General features: G+C 62.1%; 26 protein-coding genes. 11 read left to right on the plus strand and 15 right to left on the minus strand.

Annotated elements, in window-relative coordinates; all coding sequences use genetic code 11:
- Positions 1 to 224: 224 nt before the first annotated feature.
- The gene (locus QMX97_RS25285) at positions 225 to 1,028 is read right to left on the minus strand and encodes a tetratricopeptide repeat protein (RefSeq protein ID WP_282397805.1); all 804 of its coding nucleotides are present in this window, start codon (positions 1,026 to 1,028) and stop codon (positions 225 to 227) included.
- 188 nt (positions 1,029 to 1,216) lie between these two features.
- On the opposite strand from QMX97_RS25285, the gene QMX97_RS25290 reads away from it, so the two are divergent.
- Complete coding sequence (locus QMX97_RS25290; protein ID WP_065906967.1) at positions 1,217 to 2,236, plus strand: Glu/Leu/Phe/Val dehydrogenase dimerization domain-containing protein; 1,020 nt, start codon at positions 1,217 to 1,219, stop codon at positions 2,234 to 2,236.
- A gap of 55 nt (positions 2,237 to 2,291) precedes the next feature.
- Here QMX97_RS25290 and QMX97_RS25295 read toward each other — a convergent pair whose 3' ends face one another.
- Complete coding sequence (locus QMX97_RS25295; RefSeq protein WP_012722374.1) at positions 2,292 to 2,552, minus strand: YebG family protein; 261 nt, start codon at positions 2,550 to 2,552, stop codon at positions 2,292 to 2,294.
- Between the two features lie 248 nt (positions 2,553 to 2,800).
- Here QMX97_RS25295 and QMX97_RS25300 point away from each other — a divergent pair, with 248 nt between their 5' ends.
- Positions 2,801 to 3,289, plus strand: coding sequence for a phosphate-starvation-inducible PsiE family protein (locus QMX97_RS25300; protein ID WP_065906966.1), 489 nt, complete (start codon positions 2,801 to 2,803; stop codon positions 3,287 to 3,289).
- On the opposite strand, the gene QMX97_RS25305 is transcribed toward QMX97_RS25300, so the two are convergent.
- The 3 genes from QMX97_RS25305 to QMX97_RS25315 all read right to left on the minus strand — a co-directional run bounded on the left by QMX97_RS25305 (position 3,286) and on the right by QMX97_RS25315 (position 6,632).
- Complete coding sequence (locus tag QMX97_RS25305; protein ID WP_065906965.1) at positions 3,286 to 3,603, minus strand: DUF3509 domain-containing protein; 318 nt, start codon at positions 3,601 to 3,603, stop codon at positions 3,286 to 3,288. The two genes, QMX97_RS25300 and QMX97_RS25305, sit on opposite strands and share 4 nt — an antisense overlap.
- A 299-nt stretch (positions 3,604 to 3,902) precedes the next feature.
- Positions 3,903 to 5,195 carry a serine/threonine transporter gene (locus QMX97_RS25310; RefSeq protein ID WP_282397806.1) on the minus strand — a complete coding sequence of 431 codons (1,293 nt, stop codon included), beginning with the start codon at positions 5,193 to 5,195 and terminating at the stop codon, positions 3,903 to 3,905.
- A 60-nt stretch (positions 5,196 to 5,255) separates the two neighbouring features.
- Positions 5,256 to 6,632 (minus strand): L-serine ammonia-lyase, encoded by a 1,377-nt coding sequence (locus tag QMX97_RS25315; protein ID WP_282397807.1) that lies wholly within the window; start codon positions 6,630 to 6,632, stop codon positions 5,256 to 5,258.
- 137 nt (positions 6,633 to 6,769) lie between these two features.
- Here QMX97_RS25315 and QMX97_RS25320 point away from each other — a divergent pair, with 137 nt between their 5' ends.
- Together QMX97_RS25320 and QMX97_RS25325 are read left to right on the plus strand one after the other, a co-directional pair.
- Positions 6,770 to 7,717: a LysR substrate-binding domain-containing protein gene (locus QMX97_RS25320; protein ID WP_065906960.1), complete on the plus strand. Its 948-nt coding sequence runs from the start codon at positions 6,770 to 6,772 to the stop codon at positions 7,715 to 7,717.
- A gap of 212 nt (positions 7,718 to 7,929) precedes the next feature.
- Positions 7,930 to 8,340: an HPF/RaiA family ribosome-associated protein gene (locus QMX97_RS25325; protein WP_065906958.1), complete on the plus strand. Its 411-nt coding sequence runs from the start codon at positions 7,930 to 7,932 to the stop codon at positions 8,338 to 8,340.
- Positions 8,341 to 8,399: 59 nt separating this feature from the next.
- Here the strand turns inward: QMX97_RS25325 and QMX97_RS25330 are convergent, their stop codons facing one another.
- Positions 8,400 to 9,911, minus strand: a complete 1,512-nt coding sequence (locus tag QMX97_RS25330; protein ID WP_282397808.1) for an MFS transporter — start codon at positions 9,909 to 9,911, stop codon at positions 8,400 to 8,402.
- A 104-nt stretch (positions 9,912 to 10,015) separates the two neighbouring features.
- Between QMX97_RS25330 and QMX97_RS25335 the strand changes: the two genes are divergently transcribed.
- Positions 10,016 to 10,927 (plus strand): LysR family transcriptional regulator, encoded by a 912-nt coding sequence (locus QMX97_RS25335; protein ID WP_282397809.1) that lies wholly within the window; start codon positions 10,016 to 10,018, stop codon positions 10,925 to 10,927.
- A gap of 201 nt (positions 10,928 to 11,128) precedes the next feature.
- Here the strand turns inward: QMX97_RS25335 and fecA are convergent, their stop codons facing one another.
- The 3 genes from fecA to QMX97_RS25350 form a co-directional block, all read right to left on the minus strand.
- Positions 11,129 to 13,465 (minus strand): TonB-dependent Fe(3+) dicitrate receptor FecA, encoded by a 2,337-nt coding sequence (gene fecA / locus QMX97_RS25340; protein ID WP_120447689.1) that lies wholly within the window; start codon positions 13,463 to 13,465, stop codon positions 11,129 to 11,131.
- 91 nt (positions 13,466 to 13,556) lie between these two features.
- Positions 13,557 to 14,498, minus strand: coding sequence for a FecR family protein (locus QMX97_RS25345; protein WP_282397810.1), 942 nt, complete (start codon positions 14,496 to 14,498; stop codon positions 13,557 to 13,559).
- Positions 14,495 to 14,983, minus strand: coding sequence for a sigma-70 family RNA polymerase sigma factor (locus tag QMX97_RS25350; RefSeq protein WP_120447691.1), 489 nt, complete (start codon positions 14,981 to 14,983; stop codon positions 14,495 to 14,497). Before QMX97_RS25350 ends, QMX97_RS25345 begins: the two co-directional genes overlap by 4 nt.
- 170 nt (positions 14,984 to 15,153) lie before the next feature.
- Between QMX97_RS25350 and QMX97_RS25355 the strand changes: the two genes are divergently transcribed.
- The 5 genes from QMX97_RS25355 to QMX97_RS25375 are packed head-to-tail and all read left to right on the plus strand — an operon-like array spanning position 15,154 to position 18,915.
- Positions 15,154 to 15,456 carry a DUF3649 domain-containing protein gene (locus QMX97_RS25355; protein ID WP_065906949.1) on the plus strand — a complete coding sequence of 101 codons (303 nt, stop codon included), beginning with the start codon at positions 15,154 to 15,156 and terminating at the stop codon, positions 15,454 to 15,456.
- The gene (locus QMX97_RS25360; RefSeq protein ID WP_282397811.1) at positions 15,453 to 17,027 is read left to right on the plus strand and encodes a PepSY-associated TM helix domain-containing protein; all 1,575 of its coding nucleotides are present in this window, start codon (positions 15,453 to 15,455) and stop codon (positions 17,025 to 17,027) included. The genes QMX97_RS25355 and QMX97_RS25360 overlap by 4 nt, the downstream gene beginning before the upstream one ends.
- Positions 17,027 to 17,353, plus strand: coding sequence for a DUF3325 domain-containing protein (locus tag QMX97_RS25365; protein WP_282397812.1), 327 nt, complete (start codon positions 17,027 to 17,029; stop codon positions 17,351 to 17,353). The genes QMX97_RS25360 and QMX97_RS25365 overlap by 1 nt, the downstream gene beginning before the upstream one ends.
- 9 nt (positions 17,354 to 17,362) lie before the next feature.
- Entirely contained in the window at positions 17,363 to 17,941 is a 579-nt protein-coding gene (locus tag QMX97_RS25370) for an RNA polymerase sigma factor (protein WP_120447694.1), read from the plus strand.
- Positions 17,938 to 18,915 carry a FecR family protein gene (locus QMX97_RS25375; RefSeq protein WP_282397813.1) on the plus strand — a complete coding sequence of 326 codons (978 nt, stop codon included), beginning with the start codon at positions 17,938 to 17,940 and terminating at the stop codon, positions 18,913 to 18,915. Before QMX97_RS25370 ends, QMX97_RS25375 begins: the two co-directional genes overlap by 4 nt.
- Here QMX97_RS25375 and QMX97_RS25380 read toward each other — a convergent pair whose 3' ends face one another.
- Both QMX97_RS25380 and yejK read right to left on the minus strand, forming a co-directional pair.
- Positions 18,916 to 19,269, minus strand: a complete 354-nt coding sequence (locus QMX97_RS25380) for a glutaredoxin family protein (protein ID WP_213552962.1) — start codon at positions 19,267 to 19,269, stop codon at positions 18,916 to 18,918.
- A complete protein-coding gene (yejK, locus tag QMX97_RS25385; protein ID WP_010212893.1) occupies positions 19,269 to 20,273 on the minus strand; it encodes a nucleoid-associated protein YejK in 1,005 nt (334 codons plus the stop codon). Before yejK ends, QMX97_RS25380 begins: the two co-directional genes overlap by 1 nt.
- A gap of 397 nt (positions 20,274 to 20,670) precedes the next feature.
- Between yejK and QMX97_RS25390 the strand changes: the two genes are divergently transcribed.
- The gene (locus tag QMX97_RS25390) at positions 20,671 to 20,952 is read left to right on the plus strand and encodes an HU family DNA-binding protein (protein WP_003188840.1); all 282 of its coding nucleotides are present in this window, start codon (positions 20,671 to 20,673) and stop codon (positions 20,950 to 20,952) included.
- Between the two features lie 72 nt (positions 20,953 to 21,024).
- Here QMX97_RS25390 and rlmF read toward each other — a convergent pair whose 3' ends face one another.
- The 4 genes from rlmF to QMX97_RS25410 all read right to left on the minus strand — a co-directional run bounded on the left by rlmF (position 21,025) and on the right by QMX97_RS25410 (position 26,068).
- Entirely contained in the window at positions 21,025 to 22,041 is a 1,017-nt protein-coding gene (gene rlmF / locus QMX97_RS25395) for a 23S rRNA (adenine(1618)-N(6))-methyltransferase RlmF (RefSeq protein ID WP_065906937.1), read from the minus strand.
- Positions 22,042 to 22,256: 215 nt separating this feature from the next.
- On the minus strand, positions 22,257 to 25,103 hold the full coding sequence (locus tag QMX97_RS25400) for a valine--tRNA ligase (RefSeq protein ID WP_282397814.1): 2,847 nt from the start codon (positions 25,101 to 25,103) through the stop codon (positions 22,257 to 22,259).
- A 130-nt stretch (positions 25,104 to 25,233) separates the two neighbouring features.
- Positions 25,234 to 25,632 carry a DNA polymerase III subunit chi gene (locus QMX97_RS25405; protein WP_282397815.1) on the minus strand — a complete coding sequence of 133 codons (399 nt, stop codon included), beginning with the start codon at positions 25,630 to 25,632 and terminating at the stop codon, positions 25,234 to 25,236.
- Positions 25,633 to 25,639: 7 nt separating this feature from the next.
- On the minus strand, positions 25,640 to 26,068 hold the full coding sequence (locus tag QMX97_RS25410; RefSeq protein WP_106805068.1) for a DNA polymerase III subunit chi: 429 nt from the start codon (positions 26,066 to 26,068) through the stop codon (positions 25,640 to 25,642).
- Positions 26,069 to 26,182 lie beyond the last annotated feature (114 nt).

The raw sequence follows: 26,182 nt of genomic DNA on the forward strand, positions 1-26,182 counted from the left end.
GCGTTGGGCGGCGAAGCCGCCCTAAAACCTGACGCTGGGGTATATCTGACACTCCGCATGGGTTTTTGAGGGGGCTGCTGCGCAGCCCAACGCGGGGCAAGCCCGCTCACCACAATAAGCATGCTCGCCACAACAAGCCCGCTCACCACAATCATTGATACAGCCACAGTCCCTGCCAGAGCCCCACCCCCACCCAGAACTCACCACCAACGGATCCGGCAGCGTCAATGCACCACTGTATTCGGCGGCAAGTGTCCCAGGCGCTCCGTCAGGCGCAGGCGCTGGATCGGATCTTCACTGAGCAGCAGTGCGTGTTCCAGGTCAAAACGCTCGGCGTTCGGGCAGTCCAGGCGCTGATACAGGCTGGCACGGGCGAGGTAGTCGGCGGCACTCGCATTGCCCAGTTCCAGCACGCGCTCGGCGTCGATCAGGGCGGACAACGGGTTGTCATTGGAAAGGTGCAGCTGGCGCAAGTTGCGCGACAGGCGCTGCAGGATCGAGCGCGGTCCGGCGGTGTGCAGATGGTCGGCCTGCAACTTGAGGTTGGGGCCGTATTGGCGTTGCAACAGTTCGCGGCAATCATTGGGGTACAGGCGCCGACCGCCGCAAGGGTCCAGCAGGTGATCGGCGCCGGGCACCCGCAGCAGGAAGTGGCCCGGAAAGTTGACGCCGACCATGGGGATGTCCAGGCGTCGCGCCAGCTCCATCGCAATCAACCCCATGGCCAGCGGCTGTCCGCGCTTGCGCTGCAGGACCTTGTCCAGCAGGGCGGCGGCGGGGCGCAGGGGGGTGAAGTCATCCTGGGCGAATCCGAGGTCATTCATTCGCCGCAGCAGTGGTTGACCCAGTTCATCGGCCGGCAACATTGGCATGCCCAGGCTCACCTGTTGTTGCAGCAACCCCAGCTCCTGCAGGATCACCAACGGCTGCACCGCCGGGTCATGCTCGGCAGCAATCCACAGCGCGGCTTCAAACAGCGCAGGGGGTGAACGTTCCAGGCAGGCGAAAAAGGCTGTGCGGGGGTTCATTGCATTCTCCGGCGGATGCCCTCCCGTTTTAGCCTTGCTGGGAATTTTCGTCCAGTGGCTTAGAAAATATCCTCCGTGCTTATGTCGCAAGTCCCGTAAAACCGGGCGGCTTATTCCAGCGTACTTCGGCAGTTTTCTGCCGCAAGCCTATACTTGGCGACTACAAAGAGTGATTCGGGAGCTCGACGATGTTTGCTCTCATGCACAGCACCCGCCTTGAATCGCTGCACCTGAGCATCGACCCGGTGACGGGGTTGAAGGCGGTCATCGCCATTCACAACAGCCGCCTGGGCCCTGCCCTGGGCGGCTGCCGCTACCTTGCCTACCCCGACGACGAAAGCGCCGTGGCCGATGCCGCGCGCCTGGCCCAGGGCATGAGCTACAAGGCTGCCCTGGCCGGGCTGGCGGTGGGCGGCGGGACGGCGGTAATCATCCGCCCCGTGCACGTGGAAAGCCGCGCCGCCTTGTTTGAAGCCTTTGGCCGTTGCATCGAAAAACTCGACGGCCGCTTCATCACCTCGATCGACAGTGGCACATCAGTGGCCGATATGGATTGCATCGCCCAACACACGCGCTTCGTCACCAGCACCACGGCGGCAGGCGACCCGGCTCCGCATGCCGCCATGGGTGTATTCACCGGCATTCGCACCACCGCCATGGCCCGCCTGGGCAGCGACAACCTCGAAGGCCTGCGCGTAGCGGTGCAGGGCCTGGGCAATGTGGGTTATGCCCTGGCCGAACAGCTGCACGCCGCCGGCGCCGAACTGCTGGTCAGCGACATCGACCATGGCAAGGTGCAACTGGCCATGGAGCAATTGGGTGCGCATCCTATCGCCAATGACGCCTTGCTCAGCACGCCCTGCGACATCCTTGCCCCTTGCGGTGTGGGTGCGGTGTTCAATCGGCACAGCGTTGGCCAATTGCGCTGCGCCGCCGTGGCCGGCTCCGCCAGTGCGCAACTCACCAACCTGCAAGTGGCCGACCAGTTGGAAGGGCGCGGCATCCTCTACGCCCCGGACTACGTGATCAATTCCGGCGGCCTGATCTACGTCGCTCTCAAGCACGGCGGCGCCGAGTTGCCGACCATCACCGCGCACCTGTCCAACATCGGCACGCGCCTTACCGAAATCTTCGCCCACGCCCAGGCCGAAAAACGCTCGCCTGCACGGGTCGCGGATGAGCTGGCCGAGCGCCTGCTGTACAAATAGGCCGGGTATTAAAAAGGCCCTGAATCCATGATTCAGGGCCTGTTCAATTCGGGCTTTATTCCGCCGGCGCGTTGAGCAATTCGGACAGCGCGTCCGGTTGGCTCTTGAACGCCTTGGCAAATACATCGCGGTTCTTCGCCATGTAGATCCCGGCTTCTTCAACCTGCTGCTCGCTCAGCGACGGCACGGCTTTTTGCAACACTTCTGCCAGCAACTCAGCGAGTTCAAGCATCTTGTCATGACGGTCAGCTTCGGCTTTATCCATGAACAAACGCTCCAGATCTCGGCTGCTGCGGTATACCACTTCGACGGCCATTCACCACCTCACATGCCTTCACGATAGTTGTCTTTTGCGACTACTGTATTTATATACAGCGAAAAGGGTAAGCCAAACCACGGGGTTTGGGTAGCAGTTTTTTAATCTAGCCCGTAAATACAGGTTGAGCGTGCCTCATGTCACCCCGCCATCATCTTATACCTGCCTCTGGCCTTTTTTCTGCATGCAGAACAACCGTCACGTCCAACCCGCATTATCCGGTCGAGTCGACCTAAGGAAGCATCATCGTGAAAATCAACTGGGCCGAAAAGCTGCGCCAGAACGTCCATGGGCTGGCTGAGTCCCTGGGCAATCTGTTTGTCGAGTCGTTCCACTACCTGGCGCTGTTCGCCATTGGTGCAGTGACCGCCTGGGCAGCGGTGATGGAGTTTCTGGGGATGCTGGAAACCGGGCACATCAAGATCGATGACATCTTGCTGTTGTTCATCTACCTGGAATTGGGGGCGATGGTTGGGATCTACTTCAAGACCAACCACATGCCGGTGCGCTTCCTGATCTACGTGGCGATCACCGCGCTGACGCGCCTGCTGATCTCCAACGTGTCGCACCACAACCCGCCCGATATCGGCATCATCTACCTGTGCGGCGGGATTCTGCTGTTGGCGTTCGCGATTCTGGTGGTGCGCTATGCCTCGTCGGCCTTCCCGTCGGTGAAGGTCGAAGGCCCGCGTCGCAAGGGCGAGACGAGCCTGGAAACCGAGAAGGGCGAGCTTTAAAGCCCGACGCTGAAGGGCAGGGCGCGGGTCGGTGGCCGTTGCAACAGTTTGTGGCTGTCGCCGTCGGTCATCACCGCCAGGATTTCCATGGCGCTGTGGCCCTGCTCGATGGCGATTCCGAATTGGATGCTTTGCACCAGGCGTTTGAGGCGTTGCGGGTCGTTGCGCTGTTCGGCGCTGATCATGCGCTTGGCGACGACGCCGGTGTCATCCGAGAGGGTGAGCATGATGCTGCCATCCAGCCGCTGGATGCTCAGGTTGACGCGGTACTGGGGGGTGAAAGTGTCGGTGATGATCTGAAAAGGATTGTCCATGGTGCGTTACCGCCTGATAAGAACATGCAGTCATTGACGACCGGTGTCTGGATTAGTTCGCATTGCCTGACCACCGGCCACTCCGTCGCTGAGGGTGTACAAATTCCGTTTGCCTCATGAGCTGTACAGCAAGGGGCGTGCCGTACAGCGACTTCCCAGCCTGTGGGGCCTGGATGTGGGAGCGGGCTTGCCCGCGAATGCGCTCTTTCAGCTAATAAATACTCAGCTGAAGGAGTGCATTCACGAGCAAGCCCGCTCCCACATTTATCTTGGGTTGATCTTCAGGTCTGTGGGCTATTTCAGGGCAGTACCGAGAAAACGATCGCAGACAGCGCAATCAACCCGATCACCACCACAAACACGTTCGACAGTTGGCCCGAGTACTGGCGCAGGGATGGCACGCGGCGGATCGCGTACATCGGCATCAGGAACAGCAGGCACGCGATGATCGGCCCGCCCAGCGTCTCGATCATGCCGAGGATGCTCGGGTTGAACGTCGCCACGGCCCAGCAGGTCAGCACCATGAACAGCGCGGTGCAGCGCTCCAGTCCTTTGGACGACATCGAACGGTTGCGCCCGCGCAGGGATTTGACGATCAACCCCTGGAAGCCTTCGCTGGCGCCGATGTAGTGGCCCAGGAAGGATTTGGTAATCGCTACCAGCGCGATCAACGGCGCGGCATAGGCAATGACCGGCGTCTGGAAGTGGTTGGCCAGGTACGACAGGATCGAGATGTTCTGGGCCTTGGCGGCCGCCAGGTCAGCCGGCGACAGCGCCAGCACGCAACTGAAGCAGAAGAACATCACGGTCAGCACCATCATGCCGTGGGCTGTGGCCAGGATGCCGCTGCTCTTGCGCTCGGCCTGCGCGCCGTACACGCGTTTCTGGTCGACGGCAAAGGCGGAGATGATCGGCGAGTGGTTGAACGAAAACACCATCACCGGGATTGCCAGCCACAAGGTCTTGAAGAACATCGGCAGCGGCATGCCGTCGCCGGCGGAGGCGAAGAATGCGCCGTTCCAGTTGGGGATCAGGCTCACGGCCAGCAACAGCAGGGCGGCGACGAACGGGTAGACCAGCACGCTCATGGCCTTGACGATCACACCCTGGCCGCAGCGCACGATGGCCATCAGGCCGAGGATCAGCACCAGCGACAGGATCGCCCGGGGCGGCGGCGCCATGTGCAGTTGATGTTCCATGAAGCTGCCGAGGGTGTTGGTCAGCGCCACGCTGTACACCAGCAGGATCGGGAAGATCGCGAAGAAATACAGCAGGGTGATCAGCTTGCCCGCACCCACGCCGAAATGCTCTTCGACGACTTCGGTGATGTCACCGGATTTGCCCGACAGCACAAAGCGCGTCAGCCCACGGTGGGCGAAGAAGGTCATCGGGAAGGCCAGCAGTGCCAGCACGATCAGCGGCCAGAACCCGCCGACGCCGGCATTGATCGGCAGGAACAGGGTGCCCGCGCCGATGGCGGTGCCGTAGAGGCCAAGCATCCAGGTGGTGTCGTGTTTGTTCCAGCCTTTTGCAACGGGGGTCGTCAGGTCTACAGCGGGATTTTCGGCAGCAGGTGTACGTACATCGGTCATCGTTATTGCCTCGTTATTATTTTTGCGCGGGCTCACGTTGGGGCGGTCAGGGAATGCTCCTCAGCACTCCACCCAGTTCACGGCCAGGCCGCCCCGTGAAGTTTCTTTGTATTTGTCATGCATATCGGCGCCGGTATCGCGCATGGTGCGGATCACCCGGTCGAGGGAAATGAAGTGTTTGCCGTCACCGCGCAGGGCCATCTGCGTGGCATTGATCGCCTTGACTGCCGCGATGGCGTTGCGCTCGATGCACGGCACCTGTACCAGGCCACCGACCGGGTCGCAGGTCAGGCCGAGGTTGTGCTCCAGGCCAATTTCGGCGGCGTTTTCCAGTTGCTCGGGCGTGGCGCCCAGCACATCGGCCAAGCCGGCGGCGGCCATGGCACAGGCCGAGCCGACTTCGCCTTGGCAACCGACTTCGGCGCCGGAGATCGAGGCGTTTTTCTTGCAGAGGATGCCGACGGCGGCCGCGGCCAGGAAGAAATTGACCACGTCGTCGTCAGACGCGTCGGGGTTGAACTTCATGTAGTAATGCAGCACCGCCGGGATGATGCCGGCCGCGCCATTGGTCGGCGCGGTAACCATGCGCCCGCCGGCGGCGTTTTCTTCGTTGACGGCGAGGGCGAACAGGTTGACCCATTCCATCGCCGACAAGGTCGAAGTGATCACATTCGGTTTACCGATTTCCAGCAGGCTGCGGTGCAATTTCGCAGCGCGGCGCGGCACGTCCAGGCCGCCGGGCAAGATGCCTTCATCGCGCAAACCCTGCTCGACGCATTCGCGCATCACCGACCAGATATGCAGCAGTCCGCTGCGGATCTCCTCGTCACTGCGCCACGCGCGCTCGTTGGCCATCATCAGTTCCGAAACCCGCAGCCCGTGCTGTTTGCACAGGGCTAGCAGTTCGACAGCGCTGGAAAAGTCGTAGGGCAATTCCACGTCACTGGTCGGCGCAATGCCCGAAGCCGCTTCAGCGGCTTCGATGATGAAACCGCCGCCCACCGAGTAATAGGTTTGCTCGCTCAGCAGGCCATTGTCGCCGTAGGCATGCAGGGACATGGCGTTGGGGTGGTAGGGCAGGCTTTCGTCGAGCAGCAACAGGTCGCCGTGCCAGTTGAAGTCGATGTCCTGCTGGCCGGCGAGCAGCAGCCGGCCGCTCTCGCGCAGTTGCTGGATACGGGCGTTGATGGAGGTGGGGTCGATCTGGTCTGGCCATTCGCCCATCAGCCCCATCACGCAGGCGCGGTCGGTGGCGTGGCCCACGCCGGTCGCCGACAGCGAGCCGTACAAGCGCACTTCGACGCGACGGGTTTCGCTGAGTAGCTGTTGGTCGATGAGGGCCTGGGCAAACGTCGCCGCAGCGCGCATCGGGCCGACGGTATGGGAACTGGACGGGCCGATGCCCACCTTGAATAGATCGAAAACACTGATAGCCATGCTAAAGCCTTACAAGCAATGGAGTAGGAATCGCTGCCATGTTTTGTAGGACGAGCGCAATTGGCGCGATACTGAGCCTCTGGAACGGCACTGACCAACGAATTATCCTAAGACACCCTTTAGCAGGACTAAACCCTATGACCCGGCCCCTTCATGGCCAGACGTATGTCTGGTTGCACGTTTTTTCCTGCGCGGCGCGGCATTTGTCGTTCACCCGTTGCGCCGAGGAACTGCACATCACGCCGGGGGCGGTGAGCCAGCAGATTCGCCAGTTGGAAGAGCGCCTGGGTTTCCGCCTGTTCCATCGGCGCGCGCGCGGCGTGGAGTTGAGCGCAGAAGGTCAACGGCTGGCGACCACGGTGGGGGAGGCCTACGGCAGCATTGATGCCGAGTTGCAGCGCCTGGATGCGGGGATGATCAGCGGCACCTTGCGCCTGCGTTCGATCCCCTCGTTTCTCGGCAAATGGCTGACGCCGCGCTTGCCCCGCCTGCAGCAGCGGTTCCCGGATATCCAGCTGCGCATGGTTGCCGAAGACAGCAGCATTGCGCTGCACGAGGGCGATTTCGACCTGGCGATCGACCTGAACGACGGCAGCTACCCCGGCCTGTTATCCACAGCCTTGCTGGATGAACAGATTTTCCCGGTGTGCGCCCCCAGCCTGCTGCGCGGCCGTCCGCCGTTGCATGGGCCGGCTGACCTGGTGCATTTCCCGTTGCTGCATGACATTACCGCGTGGCGTGGGAGTTATGAGTACGCCGAGTGGGAGTTTTACCTGAATGCCATCGGCTATCACCACGCCGACGTACGGCGCGGGCACACCTTCAACCGCAATCACCTGACCATCGAGGCCGCCATCGCCGGCATGGGCGTGGCCATCGCGCGGCGCACCTTGCTCAACGATGAGTTGGAGCGCGGCACCTTGATCGTGCCGTTCGGCCTGGCCGTGCCCAACCATAAACGCTACGTGCTGCTGTATGCACCGGGCGCGCTGAGCCATCCGGGCGTGCGGGCAGTGCATGACTGGCTGGTGGAGGAAGCAGGGATTTTTCGCAGCTTGCACCCGTTGGGAGAGGGGCAATTATGAGGATTGTCGGGCGTAAGAAGATGTAACTAACTCCCCACCCTACCAGCGTTTTTGCTCGTAGTCAGAGTTAATTTGTAATGTGTGATTTATCTTTGCAAAGGGGTTGAATTGTTCTGCTGACTGCTCAATTGTGTAATCAAGAGGTCATGGTTTCACCACACCGGTGTTGCAGTTGTGACCTCTCGCGAGCTAGCTGAAATAAGGGAAGAACTATGCAAATCCAAGTCAATAGCGATAACCATATTGAAAGCAGCATCCGACTGGAGGAGTGGGTACGTAATACCATTGAAAGCACGCTCGAACGTTATGAAGAAGACCTGACCCGTGTCGAGGTCTACCTGCGGGATGAGAACGGCGACAAGCCCGGTCCCCACGATCTGAGTTGCCGCCTGGAAGCGCGGCCAAAAGGCCATCAACCGCTGTCGGTGCTGCACAAGGCCGATACCTTGGAGCAGGCGATCGACGGCGCTGCGACCAAGCTGGACCATGCGTTGGAACATTTATTCGGCAAACTGCAAGGCAAGCCCCGCGCTGCCGGGAAAAGTCTGTCGGACACCAAAGTGAATGAAGATGAGCTTGAACAGGAGTTTCTGGAAAAAGAACGTGCCGTGTTTAACAGCTGATCGCTGAAGGTTTTTACCCTCCGACTGAAACGGGCCTGCACATGCAGGCCCGTTTTCGTTTAGCGGCCGCGTCGGAAGAAATACCCGCTGAGCAGTGCCAGGACGCCAGCCCCCAAGCCGGCAAAAAGCATCGCCCATCCCGCCCCTTGGCGCAGCCCCGCCTGTGCCTGGGAGATTGCCAGCCCGGGCACTTCCAGTTTGCCTGCCGCAATCTCCTGGCTGAGGGCCGGCCACTGTGAGGCCGTGGTGGCGGGCAATACTTCGGCCAGGTAATGGCTGATCCCCAACAACAGCACCAGCCCCATCAACGCGATGTTGAGCGCCAGGGTAATCAGGCGTGCACTCAGGTCGATGCCCGATGCCATGCCCGCGCGATCAGCCGAGACCGCGCCAGTGGTGGTGTTGGTGGTCGGTGAGTTGGTCAACGCCAGGCCCACGCCGGCGATCACACAACTGGCCAGCATCCAGGAGAGGCTCGGATGCCCGGTTCCATTCGCGGTGGCCATGGCCAGGAAGCCTGCACCCATCAGGCCCAACCCCAGCGGGATAATGCGCTCGGCACCGTAGCGCAGCGCCAGGCGCTCGGCGAGCGGCGGCACCAGCAAGGTGGGCAAGGTGTAGGCGAGCAGGGCGCCGCCGGTGGTCAAGATGTCGTAGCCGAGGCCGGCCTGGAAGTAGAGCGGCAGGTAGATCATGAACGGCCAGAAGCTGAAGTTCATGCCGATGGAGCCCATCAGCGCGCCGTTGAAACGCTGGATTCGAAACACCGAGAAATCGAACATCGGCTGCGCACTGCGGCGCTCGACCACGATGAACAGCAGTAACCCGCCGATCGCCAACCCGGCCCAGCCGAGCATGGGCGCCGTGCCGAAGCCTTGCTCGGTGCCCTGGGTAATGAAGTACACCAGCGCGAAGACCGACAGCGTCAACGTGAGCATGCCGGCGATGTCCAGGCGATCGGCCGCCGGATCGCGGGATTCCTGCACGCTGATGTGCAGCAGCGCCAGGGTGAACACCGTCAGCGGCACATGCACGAGGAAGACCCAGCGCCAATCCGCGATCGCCAGGATCAACGCGCCCACCATCGGCCCGAAACCCAGGCCGATGCCGGCAATCACGCCCCATATCGCAAACGCCCGCGCCCGTGCCGCCGGCTCGCGGAACAGGTGCGAAAGAATCGCGAACTGGCAGATCATCATCGCTCCGGCGCCCACGCCTTGTACGAAACGTGCCGCGATCAGTGTCGGCGCATGATCGGCCAATCCACAGGCCAGCGATGCCAGGCCGAACACCCATAGACATAGCACCAGCATGCGCCGCCGCCCGAAGCGGTCGGCCAGCGTGCCCGCAGCCATCAGTACACTGGTGCAGGCCAGGGTGTAGGCATTCATGATCCATTGAGCATCCTGAAAGCCGGTGCCCAGCTCTCGTTCAAGCGTCGGGAGGATGACGGGCACACTGGAAATCTCCAGGCCGAACATGAGGGCGACGAGGCACACGGCGGTGAGGGCTAGGCCGTTCCTGGCGGTAAGCGCAGGCGTGGCGGCGGATAACGTAGCGGCGGGTGGCATGGGATTCTCCTGTCGATGGCAATCGGGTCATTTTCAGGGGAATCTGTTTCTTTATTCGTGATAAGTTTTCTTCTTATCAGGGAATCAAGAGCGACAATCGAATCATGGCCACTCCGCGTTTTGATGGCGTCGAGCTGTTTCTACAGATCGTCGAAAGCGGCAACCTGACCGAAGCCGCCGAGCGGCTTAACCTCACGCGCTCCGCGGTCGGCAAAGGGCTGGCGCGATTGGAGGCGCGCCTGGGCACGTGTTTGCTGCAGCGTTCCACGCGCCGCCAGCGGCTGACCGAGGACGGCCAGGCCTATTACGAGCATTGCCTGCGCGCGCTGGCGGAGCTGGAGGCCGCCGAGTCGGTGCTGGAGAGCGGTCGGCAGCAGCCACGCGGACGCCTGCGCGCGAGCCTGCCGCTGGCGTTCGGGCACCACTATGCCGCACCTGCGCTGTGGCGGTTGATGGACCGGTTTGCTGAGCTGGAGATCGAGATTTCGTTCTCGGATCGGCTGATCGATGTGATCCAGGAGGGTTTTGACCTGGCGGTGCGTATTGGCCCGCTGCCCGACACTGATCGCTTGAGTGCTCGCCGCCTGGGCGAACAGGCCATCGGCCTGGCGGCGTCATCTGCGTATTTGCAGCGCAGCGGCCGGATCGAGTGCATCGAGGATTTGGCGGGGCATCGCGGTATTGCTTACCGCTGCAGTGCTCCACGCCTGGAATGGGAGTTGAAGGATGCGCAAGGGCGCGCGCACCGTGCGCGGGTGGCCTCGCCGTTGATGATGGACGACCTCCAGGCCGTGGCCGATGCCGCGATCGCGGGCGTGGGCCTGGCCTGGTTGCCGAGTTGGTTGATTGCCCACTATGTTTTGCGTGGGCAACTGGAGGCGGTTTTGCCGAGCTATCGCGACCAGCCTGCGCCGATCCATGTGATTTGGCCGACGGCGGCGCATATGCCGGCCAAGACGCGTTGTGCCATTGATGCCTTGGTTGCTGCGACGCCTAGTTGTTTGGCGGGGAGTTAGGTGTCAGGGCTTTTTGGGGTTGCTTCGCAACCCAACGCGGGGCAAGCCCGCTCGCCACAGGAGGCATGCTCGCCACAGGAAGCGTGCTTGCCACATTAAGCCTGCTCTCCACAGTAAGCCTGCTTGCCACATTAAGCCTGCTCTCCACAGTAAGCCTGCTTGCCACGGGAAGCCCGCGTGGGCTTTGCTCTCTGACGGCAGTCAGAACGCGATAGACGTTTGCACGTATACCGTACGCGGCTCGCCGACATACTTGCCCTTGTTATTGTCGTCGAACGAACGGGTGAAATACTGGGTGTTGAAGATGTTTTTCACTCCGACGGCCACGTTCAAGTCCGATAGTTGCGGGCCGAAGTCATACGCCGCGCGGCCGCTGAACAGCATGTAGCCGGGGATGCGACCGGTGGCACCGTTGGCGCTTTCGGTCTCGGTGTTGGCGTTGTCGGCGAACTGGCTGCTCTGGAAGCTGCTGTCCAGGTTGAGCTTCCAGCGGCCTTCGGTGTAGCCCACGCCGAGGGTGCCTTTGTGCTTGGACGAGAAGGGCACGCGGTTGCCTTTGTTCGGGCCGTCTTCGCGGATGGTGGCGTCGACATAGGCATAGGTGGCGTACACATCAAACCCCGCCAGCGCCGGGCTCAGGCCGTCGAGTGCATAGTTGACGCTGGTCTCGATGCCCTGGTGGCGGGTTTCGCCACGGGCGATCACCGAGTCATCGGTCTGGTTGCTTTCATACTGGTTGTCGAAGTTGATCAGGAACGCGCCGATCTCTGCACGCAAGGTGCCGTCGTCGTAGCGGGTACCGAGTTCCCAGGTGCGGGCCTTTTCCGGTTGCACTTCGCCCTTGGGCACGCGCTTGGCCATCTGACTGTATTGCACGCTGCCGAACGAACCTTCGGTGTTGGCGTAGAGGTTCCAGCTGTCGGTGAGGTGATAGAGCACGTTCAACGCCGGCAGTGCGGTGTTGTAGTCACCTTTGTAGTTCAGGTTGTTGATGTGATCGGTCTGCTCGGACTTGATCATTTCGTAGCGCACGCCCGGGGTGATGGTCCACTTGCCGATATCAATCCGGTCATCGAGGAACAGTGCGTTGGCCTCGGTGCTGCCGCGGGTGTCGCGGTCGTTGCGGCTGTCGGTGGTGGGGATCTGCTGGTTGGCGGCGATCGGTGTGCGGTAGCGCAATTCGTGGCCGGCTTCGTTGATGTAGCGGTAGCCGATGCCCACTTCGTGGCTGGTCGGGCCGAGGTCGAAGCCTTGGGCGAAGCGCGTTTCCAGGCCGCGCACCCAGTATTCGCGTGGCGACAGCGAGAGGAAGTTGCCCTGGTCCAGGTAGCCGTTGCGCAAGGTGGTGGTGAAGAAGGTGTTGGCGGTGAATTCGCGGCGATCTTCCTGGTAGCGGTAGCCGGCATTGAACATGGTGCGCCGGCCCCAGAACTTGTCGTAGGGACGGGTGGATTGGTATGGGTCGGCCTTGTAGTCCTTGACGTTCAACCCCCCAGGCATATCGGCCTGGCCTTCGTAGTATTGCGCCATGGCGTTGAAGCTGTTGGCGTCGTCGAGCTGGTATTTGCCTTTGAGAATCAGGTCGTCAATGCGCGTGTTGCTGTTCTCGCGCCAGTCGCCGCCACGGGTCCCGGAGTAGAGGATCGCGCCGCCGAGGCCGTTGTCGGCAGTGCCGCCGGCGAGCAAATTGCCGGTGGTCTTGAACCCGTCGTGGCTGGAGGACGGGCTGGTTTCAGTCTGCAGGCCTCCTTTGACGGTTGGCGCGTCGGGAATCGCGCGGGTCACGAAGTTGACCACGCCGCCGACGTTCTGCGGGCCATAGCGCACGGCGCCGCCGCCGCGCACCACGTCCACCGCGTCCATGTTGCCCATGCTGATCGGTGCAAACGAAAGTTGCGGCTGGCCATACGGCGCGAATGGCACCGGGATGCCGTCCATCAGCACGGTCGAACGCGAGGCCAGGCGCGGGTTGAGGCCACGAATGCCGAAGTTCAGCGCCATGTCATGGCTGCCGGTGCCGTTGTTTTCCGGAGCATTGACGCCGGGAATACGGTTGAGCACATCACGGGCCTGGGTCGCGCCCTGGCGTTCGAATTCTTCGCGACGGATCACGTCGCGGGCGCCGGGATGTTCGAATACGTTGGTCTGCGCCGCATCGCCGAGCCAGTCGCCCACCACGCTGGAGGTGCCCAGTTCAATGCTGGCCGGGGCGTTGGCCGGTTGCAGGCTGTAGGCATTGTCGCCTTCGGCACGCGCTTGCAGGCCGGTGCCTTCGAGGAGTTTCTGCAGGCCATCAGCGGCGCCGTAATTGCCTGACAACCCACGACTCTGCATGCCCGCGGTGACTTCGGAACCGAAGGAAATCAGCACGCCGGCTTCGCGACCAAACTGGTTCAGTGCCGCTTCCAGCGACGCCGGGGCGATGTGGTAGGGCTTGGCGTCAGCGGCCATTACCGGTGGCAGCACGGTCAGGCCGAGGCTGGCGCCGAGCAGGAGTTGGCGCAGGGTGCGGGCGAGAAGGGTGGGTTGCTGGGGCATGACGAGCGGTCCTGAGAAGGAAGGATCAAGGTGGCTTTCCTTCTCTGTCACGCGAGGTGTGGAAAACGGCTCACTGGGATTGAAAATAATTTCAGGCGCGTGCCTGCACGGTCACCCAATAGCGGGTAAAACGCCGCACTTTCACCGGCAGGCTGACTTCGAGCAGGTCGAGAATGCGCTCGCTGTCGTCCAGCGGGTAGCTGCCGGAAATCAGCAAATTGGCGACTTGCGGGTCACAGTTGACCTGGCCACGGCGGTAGCGGCCCAGTTCGGCGAGGAAGTCCTCCAGGCGCATGTGCGCGGCCATCAGCATGCCATCGGCCCAGGCACCGCTGTTGGCGTCGGTGGCGCGCGGGGTGTCCCAACCCTTGCGGGTAAAGTTGACCTGGCGCGCGGCCTCGACCGTCAGCGGCAGGCCGCTGTAGTGATTGGGCATCACCTCGACGCGCCCGCTGAAGACCGCCACTTGGGTGTGGTCGTTGAACTGGCGCACATTCAGGCGCGCTGCCTGGCTGCTGAGCAGGCCCTGGCCGGTCAGCACGTGCAGCGGCGTCGCGCCGGCGATGCCCGTCAGCAGGATCTCGCCTTCGAGCAGGCGGATCAGCCGTTGCTGGCCATCGAAATGTACATCCACCGCGCTGCCGGTATTGAGCTGCAACTGACTGCCATCGGCCAATTGCACCTTGCGCCGCTGGCCGACGGGGCTGCGGTAATCGGCCGTCAGCGGTGGCAGGATATGTTGCTGGCGCAGACTCCAGGCCGCCGCCGAACCGGCCCCCAGGATCAACAGCAACTTCAGTGCCTGGCGCCGGCTGGTGGACGTCGGCGCGTTCAACGCTGCGTGCGCCAATGGCGAGGGCATGCCGCGCAGGCGCTGGTTGACGCGCTGGATATGGTCCCACGCGCGCTGGTGTTCGCTGTGGGAATTCAGCCAATGCTGCCAGGCCGCCTGCTGGCGCGGGTTGAGTGCGCCTTGCTGCATTTCCATCAGCCAGTGCACGGCTTGTTCGGCAACCTGGGTCGAGAAGTTCATAGGGCGAAGTAGCAGCGCATCGCTGCTTTATTCAGGTGGCGCTTGACGGTGGCGATGGAGATGCCCAGCTCCGCGCCGATTTGTGCGTAGGTGAGGCCGTCGAGCTGCGCCAGCAGGAATGCACGCTTGACCTGCACGGGCAGGCCGTCGAGCAACTGGTCCAGTTCAATCAGGGTCTGCAGGATGATCGCGCGTTCTTCTTCCGACGGCGCCACGTGCTCAGGCATTTGTGCCAGTGCATCGAGGTAGGCGCGCTCAAGGTCCTGGCGGCGGTAGAAATTGAACAGCACGCGCTTGGCGACGGTGGTGAGGAATGCGCGCGGTTCGATCAGCGTGGGGGCTTCCCGGGCGGTCAGCACGCGGATGAACGTATCTTGTGCCAGGTCGGCGGCGCTTTCCGGGCAGCCGAGCTTGCGTCGCAACCAGCCGGTGAGCCAGTGGTGATGGTCGTGGTACAACACTTCGACGGTGTGGGACGGGCTCAACGAAGACACTCCACAAGCACCCATGCACGTTAGAGAACAAGAATTGTTCGCATTGTAGGGCGCAAGAACGGCTTCGGCAATCGGCCTGGGCAGGTGATTCATCCGTTCTGTTTTGCTTATGAGAATATTTATCATTAATATTGCGCGCTGATGAACCTGGCGCCTCCCGCATGAAAAGCAAAACCTCGCTGCCTGTCTCTTATCGTCTTGCCGTGACCTCCCGCGTGCTGGCTGCCGTGGTCGGCGGCTACCTGATGGCTTCGCTCGCCAGTATCTGCCTGGCGCTGTGGATGCCCACCAGCCGCGCCGATGCGGTGATCACCGGGATGATGAGTTCATTTGTGTTCTATCTGCTGGCGGTGCTCTGGTGTTTCGCCTGTCGCAGTGCCGCGCGCGCCTGGTTCGGCGTGATGTTGCCGAGTGCGGCGTTTGCCACCCTGGCGGGTGTGGGGTTCTGGATGACACGCACATGAAAGAGGGATTTCGCCAGGCCATGGCCTGGCTGCACACCTGGGCCGGCTTGATCTTTGGCTGGTTGCTGTTCGCGATCTTCCTGACCGGCACCCTGTCGTATTTCAAGGATGAGATCAGCCACTGGATGCAGCCTGAAGTGCAGGCGCATCCGCTGGACGATGCCCGCAGCCTGAGCGTCGCGCAAACCTACCTGCAGCAGGTGGCGCCGTCCGCCGCGCGCTGGTTCATCACCTTGCCCGACAGCCGTGACCCCGGCCTTTCGGTGATGTGGCAAGACAAGGTCGACCCCGGCAAGCGTGGCAACTTCATCCAGAAAACCCTCGACCCGGTCAGCGGCCAGGCGGTGCAGGCCCGCGAAAGCATGGGCGGCGAGTTCTTCTATCGTTTCCATTTCCAGCTGCAGATGCCTCATCCCTGGGGACGCTGGCTGTCGACGATTGCCGCGATGGTGATGTTTGTCGCGTTGATCACCGGCATCATCACCCACAAGAAAATCTTCAAGGACTTCTTCACCTTCCGCCCCCGCAAAGGCCAGCGCTCCTGGCTCGACGGGCACAATGCGGTCGGGGTGCTGGTGCTGCCGTTCCACTTGATGATCACCTACAGCAGCCTGGTGATTTTCATGAGCCTGGTCATGCCGGCGCCGATCCTGGCCTCCTATGGCAATGACACCCGTGCCTTTTTCAATGAGGTGTTCCCGGCCTCCAACAATGCGCCCGCGCTGGGCCAGCCCGCCAAACTGCTGCCGCTGGTGCCGATGTACGAGCAAGCGCGGGCGCAGTGGGCGGGCGGTCATGTCGGGCGGTTGGCGGTGAATAACCCCGGTGATGTCAACGCATCGGTGAATGTGTTCCGCGCCGGCTCCGACCGCGTGGTCCATGATTTCGGCAGCACCGTGTCGTTCAACGGCAGCACCGGCGAACTGCTGCGGGTGAGCGGCGAGCAGTCGCTGCCGGCGGTGATCGGCGGCAGTTTCTACGGCCTGCACATGGGCCATTTCGCCGGCCCGGTGCTGCGCTGGTTGTACTTTATCTGTGGCCTGGCAGGCACGGCGATGATCGGCACGGGGCTGGTGATCTGGCTGGGCAAGCGCCAGCTCAAGCATGCAAAGGTCTCGGTCATGCCGTTTGAATTGCGCCTGGTCGAAGTGCTGAACATGGCCAGCATGTCCGGGCTGATGATCGCGATCGCGGCGTTTTTCTGGGCCAATCGCCTGTTGCCGGTGAGCTTCGCCGAACGCTCCGACTGGGAAGTACAAACCTTCTTCATCGCCTGGGGCTTGAGTCTGTTGCACGCGATCCTGCGTCGCGGCCGCCAGGGTTGGGTCGAGCAGTTGAGCGTTGGCGCGCTGCTGTTTGTTGCCATCCCTGTGCTCAACGCACTGACCACGTCCAGCCACCTGGGTGTGTCCCTGGTCACCGGCGACTGGGCTATGGCCGGTTTCGACCTGACCTGCCTGGCCAGCGGCGTGTTCCTGAGCTGGGCTGCCTGGAAGATGCAACACCGCACCGCGCCCGTGGCCAAGGCCGAACGTGCGCGCCCGATGACCCTCAAGCGCGAGGCGAACTGATGCTGCTCGCCCTGTTGATGTGCTACGCCGGTTTCACTGCCTTGTGCCTGTCCACCGACCGTCATCATGGCGAATTGCTCCACAGCAAGCCTTCGCCGCAACGGCGTGTGGGGCTGCGGGTGATCGGCTGGTTGCTGTTGAGTGTGTCGATCTGGCCGGCCGTGAGCATCGCCGGTTGGGGCCAGGGCTTGGTGGAGTGGTGCGCCGTGTTGATGCTCAGCGCACTCTTGCTGGTGCTGTTGTTGCCGTATCGGCCAAGGCTGGCCTTGATCCTGGCGGGTGTCGGACTGCTGGCCAGCCCCGTCGCGGCCTTCGCCACTCTCTGAGCCCCAGACATGATGATCAGCACGCCGCCCGAATCCCAGGACAGCCAGCACGCTGAAGCGGCGGGCGGGCGTGCGCATTTTCTGCAAGTGTTCCTGTCCCAGCGTTCGCAGATGGAAGCCCTGGTCAGCCGCCGCGTCGGCTGCCGTGCGACAGCGGCCGACCTGGTGCAGGACTTGTTCCTGCGTTTCTGGCGCCGGCCGCTGGTGCAGGTCGAAGAACTCAGCACCTACCTGTTGCGCTGCGCTGGCAACATCGCCATCGACCACTTGCGCAGCGAAGGCGCGCGGGTGCGCAGCAGCGAGGGCTGGTTGCCCGAACAGCAGGATAACCAGGGCTGCGAGCCCCAGGCTGCACTGGAAGCGGGTAATGACCTGCGCCATGTCGAGGCCGCGCTGCGCAGCTTGCCGGAGCGCACCCGACAGATCTTCCTGCTCAACCGCATCCATGGCCGCAAATACGCACAGATCGCCAAGGCGATGGGCCTGTCCCAAAGTGCCGTGGAAAAACATATGATGCGTGCCCTCGAAGCCTGCAAGGCCAGCCTTCGCGAACCCTCACCCCCACGCACGCCAGGGAAAGCACCGTGAACGCCAGCCCCACGCCCGACCAGGAACAGGCCGCTCTCGCCTGGCTGAGCCTGCTGCATGATCAGCCCAGCAGCGGCGACCAGGCCACGTTCAGCCGCTGGCTGCGCGCCGACCCCGCGCACGTCGAGGCCTATTCCCAGGCCCAGGTCCTGTGGGAACTGAGCGAAGTGCCAGCGCGCAAGCTGGCGGACGAAGACGCCCTGGCGCTGCAGGGCTACCTGAATGCGATGAACGCTCCGACGCGTTCGCGAGTGCTGCGCTGGTCCGGCGCCCTGGCCATGGCCGCGTGCTTGCTGGTGATGGTGTCGATGGGCGCTGGCTGGCAGCCTTCGCGCTGGGTCGATGACTTCGGCGCCGACTACGTGACCGCGCCAGGCGAGGTGAAAATCGTCACCCTGGCTGATCAATCCCAGGTAACCCTGGATGCCGACAGCGCCATCGCCGTGGATTTCAGCCACGGCGAGCGGCATATCCAGCTACGTCGGGGCGCAGGATTTTTCCGCGTGACCCACACCGGCGAGTCGTTTGTCGTGGGGGCGGGCAGTGGCGAGGCGCGGGTGTTGGGCACGCAGTTTGAAGTGCGCCTGCAACCGGCGGGGGCCCAGGTGACGGTGTTGTCGGGGCGGGTTGGGGTGACGCCGTCGAAGCAGGGCCAGCAGCAAATACTCACGGCAGGCCAGCAAGTGGCCTACGCCGATGGCATCGCAGAGCCCCTGCATGCGGTCGACAGCGAGTCACGCCTGGCGTGGCGCGACGGCTGGCTCAATTATTACAAGGCGCCGCTGGCGGACGTGCTCAAGGATCTGGGCCGCTACTACCCAGGCCGCATCCTGTTGCTCAACGAAGAGATGGGCGCCAAGCGCGTCAGCGGCAGCTTCCCGAGCAAGGACCCGCAAGCCGTTTTGAATGCCTTGCAGGCGGTGCTGGGGTTTGAACAGCACCAGCTGCTGGGCCGGATGATCGTGGTGCGCTGATTACTGAGTCAGCGCCGCCATGATTTTCTCGGGGCTGTATTCGCGGATCAGCGTGCCGTTCACCGCCACAAACGGAATTCCGCCGCCGCCCAGCGCCTCATACGCCTTGCGGGCCTGGGCGTCTTTGTCGATATCAAACGCCTGGTAGGGAATGGCTTTCTGGTCGAGGAAGCGGCGAATCTGCTTGCAGTAGCCGCACCACTCGGTGGTGTAGAGCACCACCTGCGCCGACTCACGCAGGTGTTCGGGCGCCACCTGCGAAGGGTTGAACACCCGCTCGATCTTGCCCCAGTTCTGGATCACCACGACCACCAGCAACACCAGCAGGACTTTCTTGAAAACCCCGCCGAGCATCAGTTACGGCGCTTGAGCTGATCAGTCAGTTGCGTCGGCAGGCCCTTGATGATCAAGGTGCCAGCGGCTTCGTCGTACTCGATCTTGTCGCCCAGCAGGTGCGCTTCAAAGCTGATGGACAGGCCCTCGGCGCGTCCGGTGAAACGGCGGAACTGGTTGAGAGTGCGCTTATCCGCCGGGATTTCCGGCGACAGGCCGTAGTCCTTGTTGCGGATGTGGTCGTAGAACGCCTTTGGCCGATCTTCATCGATCAAACCCGATAATTCTTCAAGGCCCATCGGCTCGCCGAGCTTGGCCTGGCTGCTGGCGTAATCGACCAGGGTCTTGGTTTTCTCGCGGGCGGACTCGTCCGGCAAGTCTTCGCTTTCGACGAAGTCGCTGAAGGCCTTGAGCAGGGTGCGCGTCTCACCTGGGCCGTCGACACCTTCCTGGCAGCCGATGAAGTCGCGGAAGTACTCCGAGACCTTCTTGCCGTTCTTGCCTTTGATAAACGAGATGTACTGCTTGGACTGCTTGTTGTTCTGCCACTCGGAGACGTTGATGCGCGCCGCCAGGTGCAACTGGCCCAGGTCGAGGTGGCGCGAGGGGGTCACGTCCAGCTCGTCGGTCACCGCCACGCCTTCACTGTGGTGCAGCAGGGCGATGGCCAGGTAATCGGTCATGCCTTGCTGGTAGTGGGCAAACAGCACGTGGCCGCCGGTGGACAGGTTGGACTCCTCCATCAGTTTTTGCAGGTGCTCCACAGCAGTGCGGCTGAAGGTGGTGAAATCCTGGCCACCGTCGAAATATTCCTTCAACCAGCCGCTGAACGGGTGCGCGCCGGACTCGGCATGGAAGAAACCCCAGGCCTTGCCTTGTTTGGCGTTGTAGCTCTCGTTGAGGTCGGCAAGCATGTTCTCGATGGCGGCCGACTCGGCGAGTTCGGAGTCGCGGGCGTGGAGAACTGCGGGTGTGCCGTCGGGTTTTTTGTCGATCAGGTGGACGATGCAATGACGGATCGGCATAGGCTTCTCGGCTGGTTGAGCGGGGAGCGGTTGGCCTCCCCGAAAAGTCGCCCAGTGTACCGCACCCATTGGCCAAGACACCTGTCGAAGGGCATTTTGCAGGCTCTCCGACGGGGCATATGCCTTTTTTTCACGGTTTAGAGCGATAAAGCTGACCAAATGGGTAGGTAGAAGCGGATATTTCCCCGTCTCTGTGCTAGTTTTGCCCCGTCTTACGCCAAGTCTCGGCGATAAGCGTGCATTCAGCATCTGTCAGGTCGAACCAATCCCCGTTTCAAGCATCTATAACCCCGATCTCCGTGGTTATAGCCGGGGGTGCCAGGCCATGACGGCCAGGCTCGACGGCTGACACTGCACTCTGCAATCCATATGAATTTGATAGGGAAGGAACACCACAATGGCTATTACTAAAGACCAACTGATCGCTGACCTGGCTGAAGCAGTAGACGCACCGAAAACTACCGTGCGCGCTCTGCTGGACCAACTGAGCCAAGTTGTTGCTGACCAGCTGGAAAACGGCGGCGAAATCACTCTGCCAGGCGTTGGCAAACTGAAAGTGACCGAGCGTCCTGCCCGTACTGGCCGTAACCCTTCGACTGGCGCTGCCATCGAAATCGCTGCCAAGAAAGTTATCAAGCTGGTTGTGGCCAAAGGCCTGACCGACGCTGTTAACAAGTAAGACGCAGCAAAAAAACCGTGCTCCGGAGCGATCCGGGCACGGTTTTTTGTTGCCTGCGATTTGTTGCCGGTCCTAGCGAACCCAGCGCTGGCGCCAGATCTGCTGTTCGTTCTTGGTCTGGAAGGTCCAGGCCACGAAGCGGCTTTGCTTCTGCCCCTGGGACATTTCCACCACCTGGCTTTCCAGCACGCCGGCTTTTTTCAGGGCTGTCTCGATCGCGGGCAAGTTCGACGCTTTTGACACCAGTGTGCTGAACCACAACACCTTGTGGGCAAAATGCGCACTCTCGGCAATCAGCTGCGTCACAAACCGCGCCTCGCCGCCTTCACACCACAACTCCGCCGATTGGCCGCCGAAGTTCAGTACCGGCAACTTGCGCTTGGGATCCGCCTTGCCCAGGGCGCGCCACTTGCGCTCGCTGCCCTTGGTGGCTTCGTCCATGGACGCGTGGAACGGCGGGTTGCACATGGTCAGGTCAAAGCGCTCACCCGGCTCCAGCAGGTTCAGCAGGATCTGCTTGGGGTTGGTTTGCTGGCGCAGCTGGATGACCTTGCTCAGGTCGTTGGACTGCACGATGGCCTTGGCGGCGGCCACGGCGGTAGGGTCGACCTCCGAGCCGAGGAAGTTCCAGCGGTATTCCATGTAGCCAATCAGCGGGTAGACGCAGTTGGCGCCCATGCCGATGTCCAGCACCTTGACGATCGAACCGCGCGGGATCTTGCCGTCATTGCCGCTGGCCAGCAGGTCGGCGAGGAAGTGCACGTAGTCGGCACGCCCCGGCACGGGTGGGCACAGGTAATCGGCCGGGATGTCCCAGTGCTGGATGCCATAGAAGCTTTTCAGCAGCGCGCGGTTGAACACCCGCACCGCGTCCGGGCTGGCGAAGTCGATACTTTCCTTGCCGTACGGGTTGATGATCACGAATTGCGCCAGTTCCGGCGTGGTCTTGATCAGCGCCGGGAAGTCGTAACGGCCTGTGTGGCGGTTGCGCGGGTGCAGGGTGGCCTCTTTGCGCGGTACCACGGGCTTGGCCGGGGTGGCGGTTTTAGGCTTCTTGCGCGGAGGTTTTGGCGTGCTGGGGGCGGTCATGTTGATTCTGGTGTTGGCTCAAAGTGGTGGGCATTGTCACACATCCTGAGGCCAACTCGTTCAAATCTGGGCGCTGGCTTGCCGGCGATGCTGGCGACTCGGTCCATCCGCCATACCCAGGTGATGCTATCGCCGGCAAGCCAGCGCCTACATTTGTCGGGTTTTCAAGGCAAAAAAAGGGACCCGAAGGTCCCTTTTTCACACGGTTCGCACCCTTACAGGCTGGAAATCCGCGCATGTTGCTCCGCCAGCTTGCCCAGGGCCTGTTCAGCCTCGGCCAGCTTGGCGCGTTCCTTCTCGATCACTTCGGCCGGCGCCTTGTCGACGAATGCCGCGTTGGACAGCTTGCCGCCCACTCGCTGCACTTCGCCTTGCAGGCGCAGGATTTCCTTGTCGAGACGTGCGAGTTCCGCACCTTTGTCGATCAGGCCGGCCATCGGCACCAGAACTTCCATGTCGCCCACCAGCGCGGTGGCGGACAGTGGTGCTTCGGCTCCGTCGGCCAACACAGTGATCGACTCCAGTTTCGCCAGCTTCTTGAGCAGAGCGTCGTTCTCGGTGAGACGACGCTGGTCTTCGGCGCTGGCGTTCTTGACGAACACGGCCAGTGGCTTGCCCGGCCCGATGTTCATTTCGGCGCGGATGTTGCGCGTGCCGAGCATCAGGGTCTTGAGCCACTCGATGTCGCTTTCGGCGGCTTCATCGATGCGTGCTTCATTGGCCACCGGCCAAGGCTGCAGCATGATGGTCTTGCCGTCGATGCCGGCCAGCGGCGCGATGCGCTGCCAGATTTCTTCGGTGATGAACGGCATGAACGGGTGCGCCAGGCGCAGCGCCACTTCCAATACGCGTACCAGGGTGCGACGGGTGCCGCGCTGGCGTTCGACCGGCGCGTTTTCGTCCCACAGCACTGGCTTGGACAGTTCCAGGTACCAGTCGCAATACTGGTTCCAGATGAACTCGTACAAGGCTTGTGCGGCCAGGTCGAAACGGAACTGGTCGAGTTGGCGGGTCACTTCGGCTTCAGTGCGCTGCAGCTGCGAGATGATCCAGCGGTCAGCCAGGCTCAGCTCATAGGCTTCGCCGTTCTGGCCACAGTCTTCGCCCTTGTCCAGCACGTAGCGCGCGGCGTTCCAGATCTTGTTGCAGAAGTTGCGATAGCCTTCGACGCGGCCCATGTCGAACTTGATGTCGCGACCGGTGGACGCCAGCGAGCAGAAGGTGAAGCGCAGGGCATCGGTGCCGTAGCTGGCGATGCCGTCGGCGAATTCGTCGCGGGTCTGCTTCTCGATCTTCTTCGCCAGTTTCGGCTGCATCAGGCCCGAGGTGCGTTTCTGCACCAGGGTTTCCAGGTCGATGCCGTCGATGATGTCCAGCGGGTCCAGGACGTTGCCCTTGGACTTGGACATCTTCTGGCCCTGGCCATCACGCACCAGGCCGTGCACGTACACGGTCTTGAACGGTACCTGCGGCGTGCCGTCCTCGTTTTTCACCAGGTGCATGGTGAGCATGATCATCCGGGCAACCCAGAAGAAAATGATGTCGAAGCCGGTGACCAGCACGTCGGTGGAGTGGAATTTCTTCAGGAATTCGGTCTGCTGCGGCCAGCCCAGGGTGGAGAAGGTCCACAGGCCCGAGCTGAACCAGGTGTCCAGGACGTCGTTGTCCTGTTGCAGCGCAATGTCAGCCCCCAGGTTGTGCTTGGCACGCACTTCGGCTTCGTCGCGGCCGACATAGACCTTGCCCGATTCGTCGTACCAGGCCGGGATGCGGTGGCCCCACCACAGCTGACGGCTGATGCACCAATCCTGGATGTCGCGCATCCACGAGAAGTACATGTTTTCGTACTGCTTGGGCACGAACTGGATACGGCCGTCTTCCACGGCAGCAATGGCCGGCTCAGCCAACGGCTTGGTCGACACGTACCACTGGTCGGTCAGCCACGGCTCGATCACGGTACCGGAGCGGTCGCCTTTCGGGACTTTCAGGCCGTGGTCGTCAACGCTGACCAGCAGGCCGGCGGCGTCAAAGGCCGCAACGATCTGCTTGCGTGCTTCAAAGCGGTCGAGGCCGGCGTATTCGGCCGGGATCTTGCCGTCGATGGTGTCGTTCAGCGTGCCGTCGAGGTTGAACACCTGGCAGGCCGGCAGGACAGCGGCGTTCTTGTCGAAGATGTTCAGCAGCGGCAGGTTGTGACGCTTGCCGACTTCGTAGTCGTTGAAATCGTGGGCCGGGGTGATTTTCACGCAGCCGGTGCCGAATTCCGGGTCGCAGTAATCATCCGCGATGATCGGGATGCGGCGGCCGACCAGCGGCAGCTCGACGAACTTGCCGATCAGAGCCTGGTAGCGCTCATCATTCGGGTTAACGGCCACGGCGGCGTCGCCGAGCATGGTTTCCGGACGGGTGGTGGCGACGATCAGGTAGTCGTTGCCTTCGGCGGTCTTGGCGCCATCGGCCAGCGGGTACTTGAGGTTCCACAGGAAGCCTTTCTCGTCGTGGTTTTCCACTTCGAGGTCGGAAATCGCCGTGTGCAACTTGGTGTCCCAGTTGACCAGGCGCTTGCCGCGGTAGATCAGGCCGTCTTCATGCAGGCGCACGAAGGCTTCTTTCACGGCTTCCGACAGGCCGTCGTCCATGGTGAAGCGCTCACGGCTCCAGTCGACGGACGAACCCAGGCGACGGATCTGACGGCTGATGTTGCCGCCGGACTGGTCTTTCCATTCCCAGATCTTCTCGAGGAATTTCTCGCGACCGAGGTCGTGACGGTTCTGGCCGGTGGCTTCGAGTTGGCGTTCCACCAGCATCTGGGTGGCGATACCGGCGTGGTCGGTGCCTGGCTGCCACAGGGTGTTGCGGCCCTGCATGCGGCGGAAACGGATCAACGCATCCATGATCGCATTGTTGAAGCCATGGCCCATGTGCAGGCTGCCAGTGACGTTCGGTGGCGGAATCATGATGGTGTAGGAATCGCCCGCGCCTTGCGGAGCGAAATAATTCTCGGACTCCCAGGTCTGGTACCAGGAAGTTTCAATAGCGTGCGGTTGGTAGGTCTTATCCATGCGCGGCGGGACCCTAGTTGGCATTAATTCAGGAAAGCCGACAAGTATAGCGGGGGGGAGCAGCTGCAAGCTACAAGCGACAAGCTGCAAGTTGATCGCGGTGCTCTGACTTGCAGCTGGAGGCTTGAAGCTAGTTGCTTGTGGCCGCGGCGATCAGCCGCTCCATGCGCGCATCCAGCCGGCGCTTGATCTCGGTCTCGATATGCGGGGCAAAGTCGTCGATCACGTCTTGCATGATCAATTGCGCGGCGGCGCGCAGTTCGTTGTCCAGGTGCAGCAACAAGGCGTCCGGGGACTTCTCGGCGACAGGCTCTGCAACGAGGGCGGCTGGCGCGACAGGCGCAGCAACCGGCTCAGGTGCGGCAGGTTTGCCACCGACCATGTCGAACAACAGCGGAATCTGTACCTCGCCATTGACCGATTCGGTCAGCAGCGGCGGTTGCAAGTCATCATCACCCAGCAACTGACGGATCGACTCGAGGTCGTCCAGCAGGTGGTCGTCTTTTTTTATAGGGTTTGGAGTGTCCATCATGTGCTCAAAGTCGTTGTAGCCGGTGATCTTGCAAAGGATAGCCCTGTTCGCGGTAGAAGCGGAAACTCTCCCGCGCGGCCTGACGAATAGCCGGATCTTCGACCACCACTTCCGCCACGCGGGCGAATGCCTTGGCAAAGGGCGGTACTTTCAGGTCCAGGTTGACCAGCAGGTCATGGTGATCGCCACAGCTGTCGCCCAGGCCCAGGACGATCAGGCCTTCGGGTTCGGATTCGGCGGGGCCGTGGGGCACGAAGCTTTCACCCTTGAAGCGCCAGAGGCGCGCGTCGAGTTCATCGCGTTGGGTCGCGTCGCTGCAATGCAGGTAGATGCGGTGGCCCATGCGCCAGGCTTTTTCGGTGAGTTTGCAGGCAAAGTCCAGGCGCGCGGAGGGATCGGCGCTGGGCAATATATAGAAGTCGACTTGGGTCATTACAGTTCCTGGGCATGCGCATACCCCTTGCAGGAGCCGGCTTGCCGGCGATGAGGCCCTTGAGTCTGGTGGCGATTTCAAGGCAGCCATCGCCGGCCAGCCGGCTCCAGCGCA

The organism is Pseudomonas sp. PS01298, assembly GCF_029959745.1.
Taxonomy (GTDB): domain Bacteria; phylum Pseudomonadota; class Gammaproteobacteria; order Pseudomonadales; family Pseudomonadaceae; genus Aquipseudomonas; species Aquipseudomonas aylmerensis.

Bases quoted from the DNA above. Each gene is read 5' to 3' on its own strand.
- QMX97_RS25405 (WP_282397815.1), bottom strand. From the start codon at position 25,632: ATGGACACTCCAAACCCTATAAAAAAAGACGACCACCTGCTGGACGAC.
- QMX97_RS25410 (WP_106805068.1), bottom strand. From the start codon at position 26,068: ATGACCCAAGTCGACTTCTATATATTGCCCAGCGCCGATCCCTCCGCG.
- QMX97_RS25310 (WP_282397806.1), bottom strand. From the start codon at position 5,195: ATGACCGATGTACGTACACCTGCTGCCGAAAATCCCGCTGTAGACCTG.
- QMX97_RS25330 (WP_282397808.1), bottom strand. From the start codon at position 9,911: ATGCCACCCGCCGCTACGTTATCCGCCGCCACGCCTGCGCTTACCGCC.
- QMX97_RS25320 (WP_065906960.1), top strand. From the start codon at position 6,770: ATGACCCGGCCCCTTCATGGCCAGACGTATGTCTGGTTGCACGTTTTT.
- QMX97_RS25315 (WP_282397807.1), bottom strand. From the start codon at position 6,632: ATGGCTATCAGTGTTTTCGATCTATTCAAGGTGGGCATCGGCCCGTCC.
- QMX97_RS25295 (WP_012722374.1), bottom strand. From the start codon at position 2,552: ATGGCCGTCGAAGTGGTATACCGCAGCAGCCGAGATCTGGAGCGTTTG.
- rlmF (WP_065906937.1), bottom strand. From the start codon at position 22,041: ATGACCGCCCCCAGCACGCCAAAACCTCCGCGCAAGAAGCCTAAAACC.
- QMX97_RS25285 (WP_282397805.1), bottom strand. From the start codon at position 1,028: ATGAACCCCCGCACAGCCTTTTTCGCCTGCCTGGAACGTTCACCCCCT.
- QMX97_RS25390 (WP_003188840.1), top strand. From the start codon at position 20,671: ATGGCTATTACTAAAGACCAACTGATCGCTGACCTGGCTGAAGCAGTA.
- QMX97_RS25365 (WP_282397812.1), top strand. From the start codon at position 17,027: ATGCTGCTCGCCCTGTTGATGTGCTACGCCGGTTTCACTGCCTTGTGC.
- QMX97_RS25335 (WP_282397809.1), top strand. From the start codon at position 10,016: ATGGCCACTCCGCGTTTTGATGGCGTCGAGCTGTTTCTACAGATCGTC.
- QMX97_RS25360 (WP_282397811.1), top strand. From the start codon at position 15,453: ATGAAAGAGGGATTTCGCCAGGCCATGGCCTGGCTGCACACCTGGGCC.
- QMX97_RS25355 (WP_065906949.1), top strand. From the start codon at position 15,154: ATGAAAAGCAAAACCTCGCTGCCTGTCTCTTATCGTCTTGCCGTGACC.
- QMX97_RS25370 (WP_120447694.1), top strand. From the start codon at position 17,363: ATGATGATCAGCACGCCGCCCGAATCCCAGGACAGCCAGCACGCTGAA.
- QMX97_RS25345 (WP_282397810.1), bottom strand. From the start codon at position 14,498: ATGAACTTCTCGACCCAGGTTGCCGAACAAGCCGTGCACTGGCTGATG.
- QMX97_RS25305 (WP_065906965.1), bottom strand. From the start codon at position 3,603: ATGGACAATCCTTTTCAGATCATCACCGACACTTTCACCCCCCAGTAC.
- QMX97_RS25325 (WP_065906958.1), top strand. From the start codon at position 7,930: ATGCAAATCCAAGTCAATAGCGATAACCATATTGAAAGCAGCATCCGA.
- QMX97_RS25290 (WP_065906967.1), top strand. From the start codon at position 1,217: ATGTTTGCTCTCATGCACAGCACCCGCCTTGAATCGCTGCACCTGAGC.
- fecA (WP_120447689.1), bottom strand. From the start codon at position 13,465: ATGCCCCAGCAACCCACCCTTCTCGCCCGCACCCTGCGCCAACTCCTG.
- QMX97_RS25400 (WP_282397814.1), bottom strand. From the start codon at position 25,103: ATGGATAAGACCTACCAACCGCACGCTATTGAAACTTCCTGGTACCAG.
- yejK (WP_010212893.1), bottom strand. From the start codon at position 20,273: ATGCCGATCCGTCATTGCATCGTCCACCTGATCGACAAAAAACCCGAC.
- QMX97_RS25380 (WP_213552962.1), bottom strand. From the start codon at position 19,269: ATGCTCGGCGGGGTTTTCAAGAAAGTCCTGCTGGTGTTGCTGGTGGTC.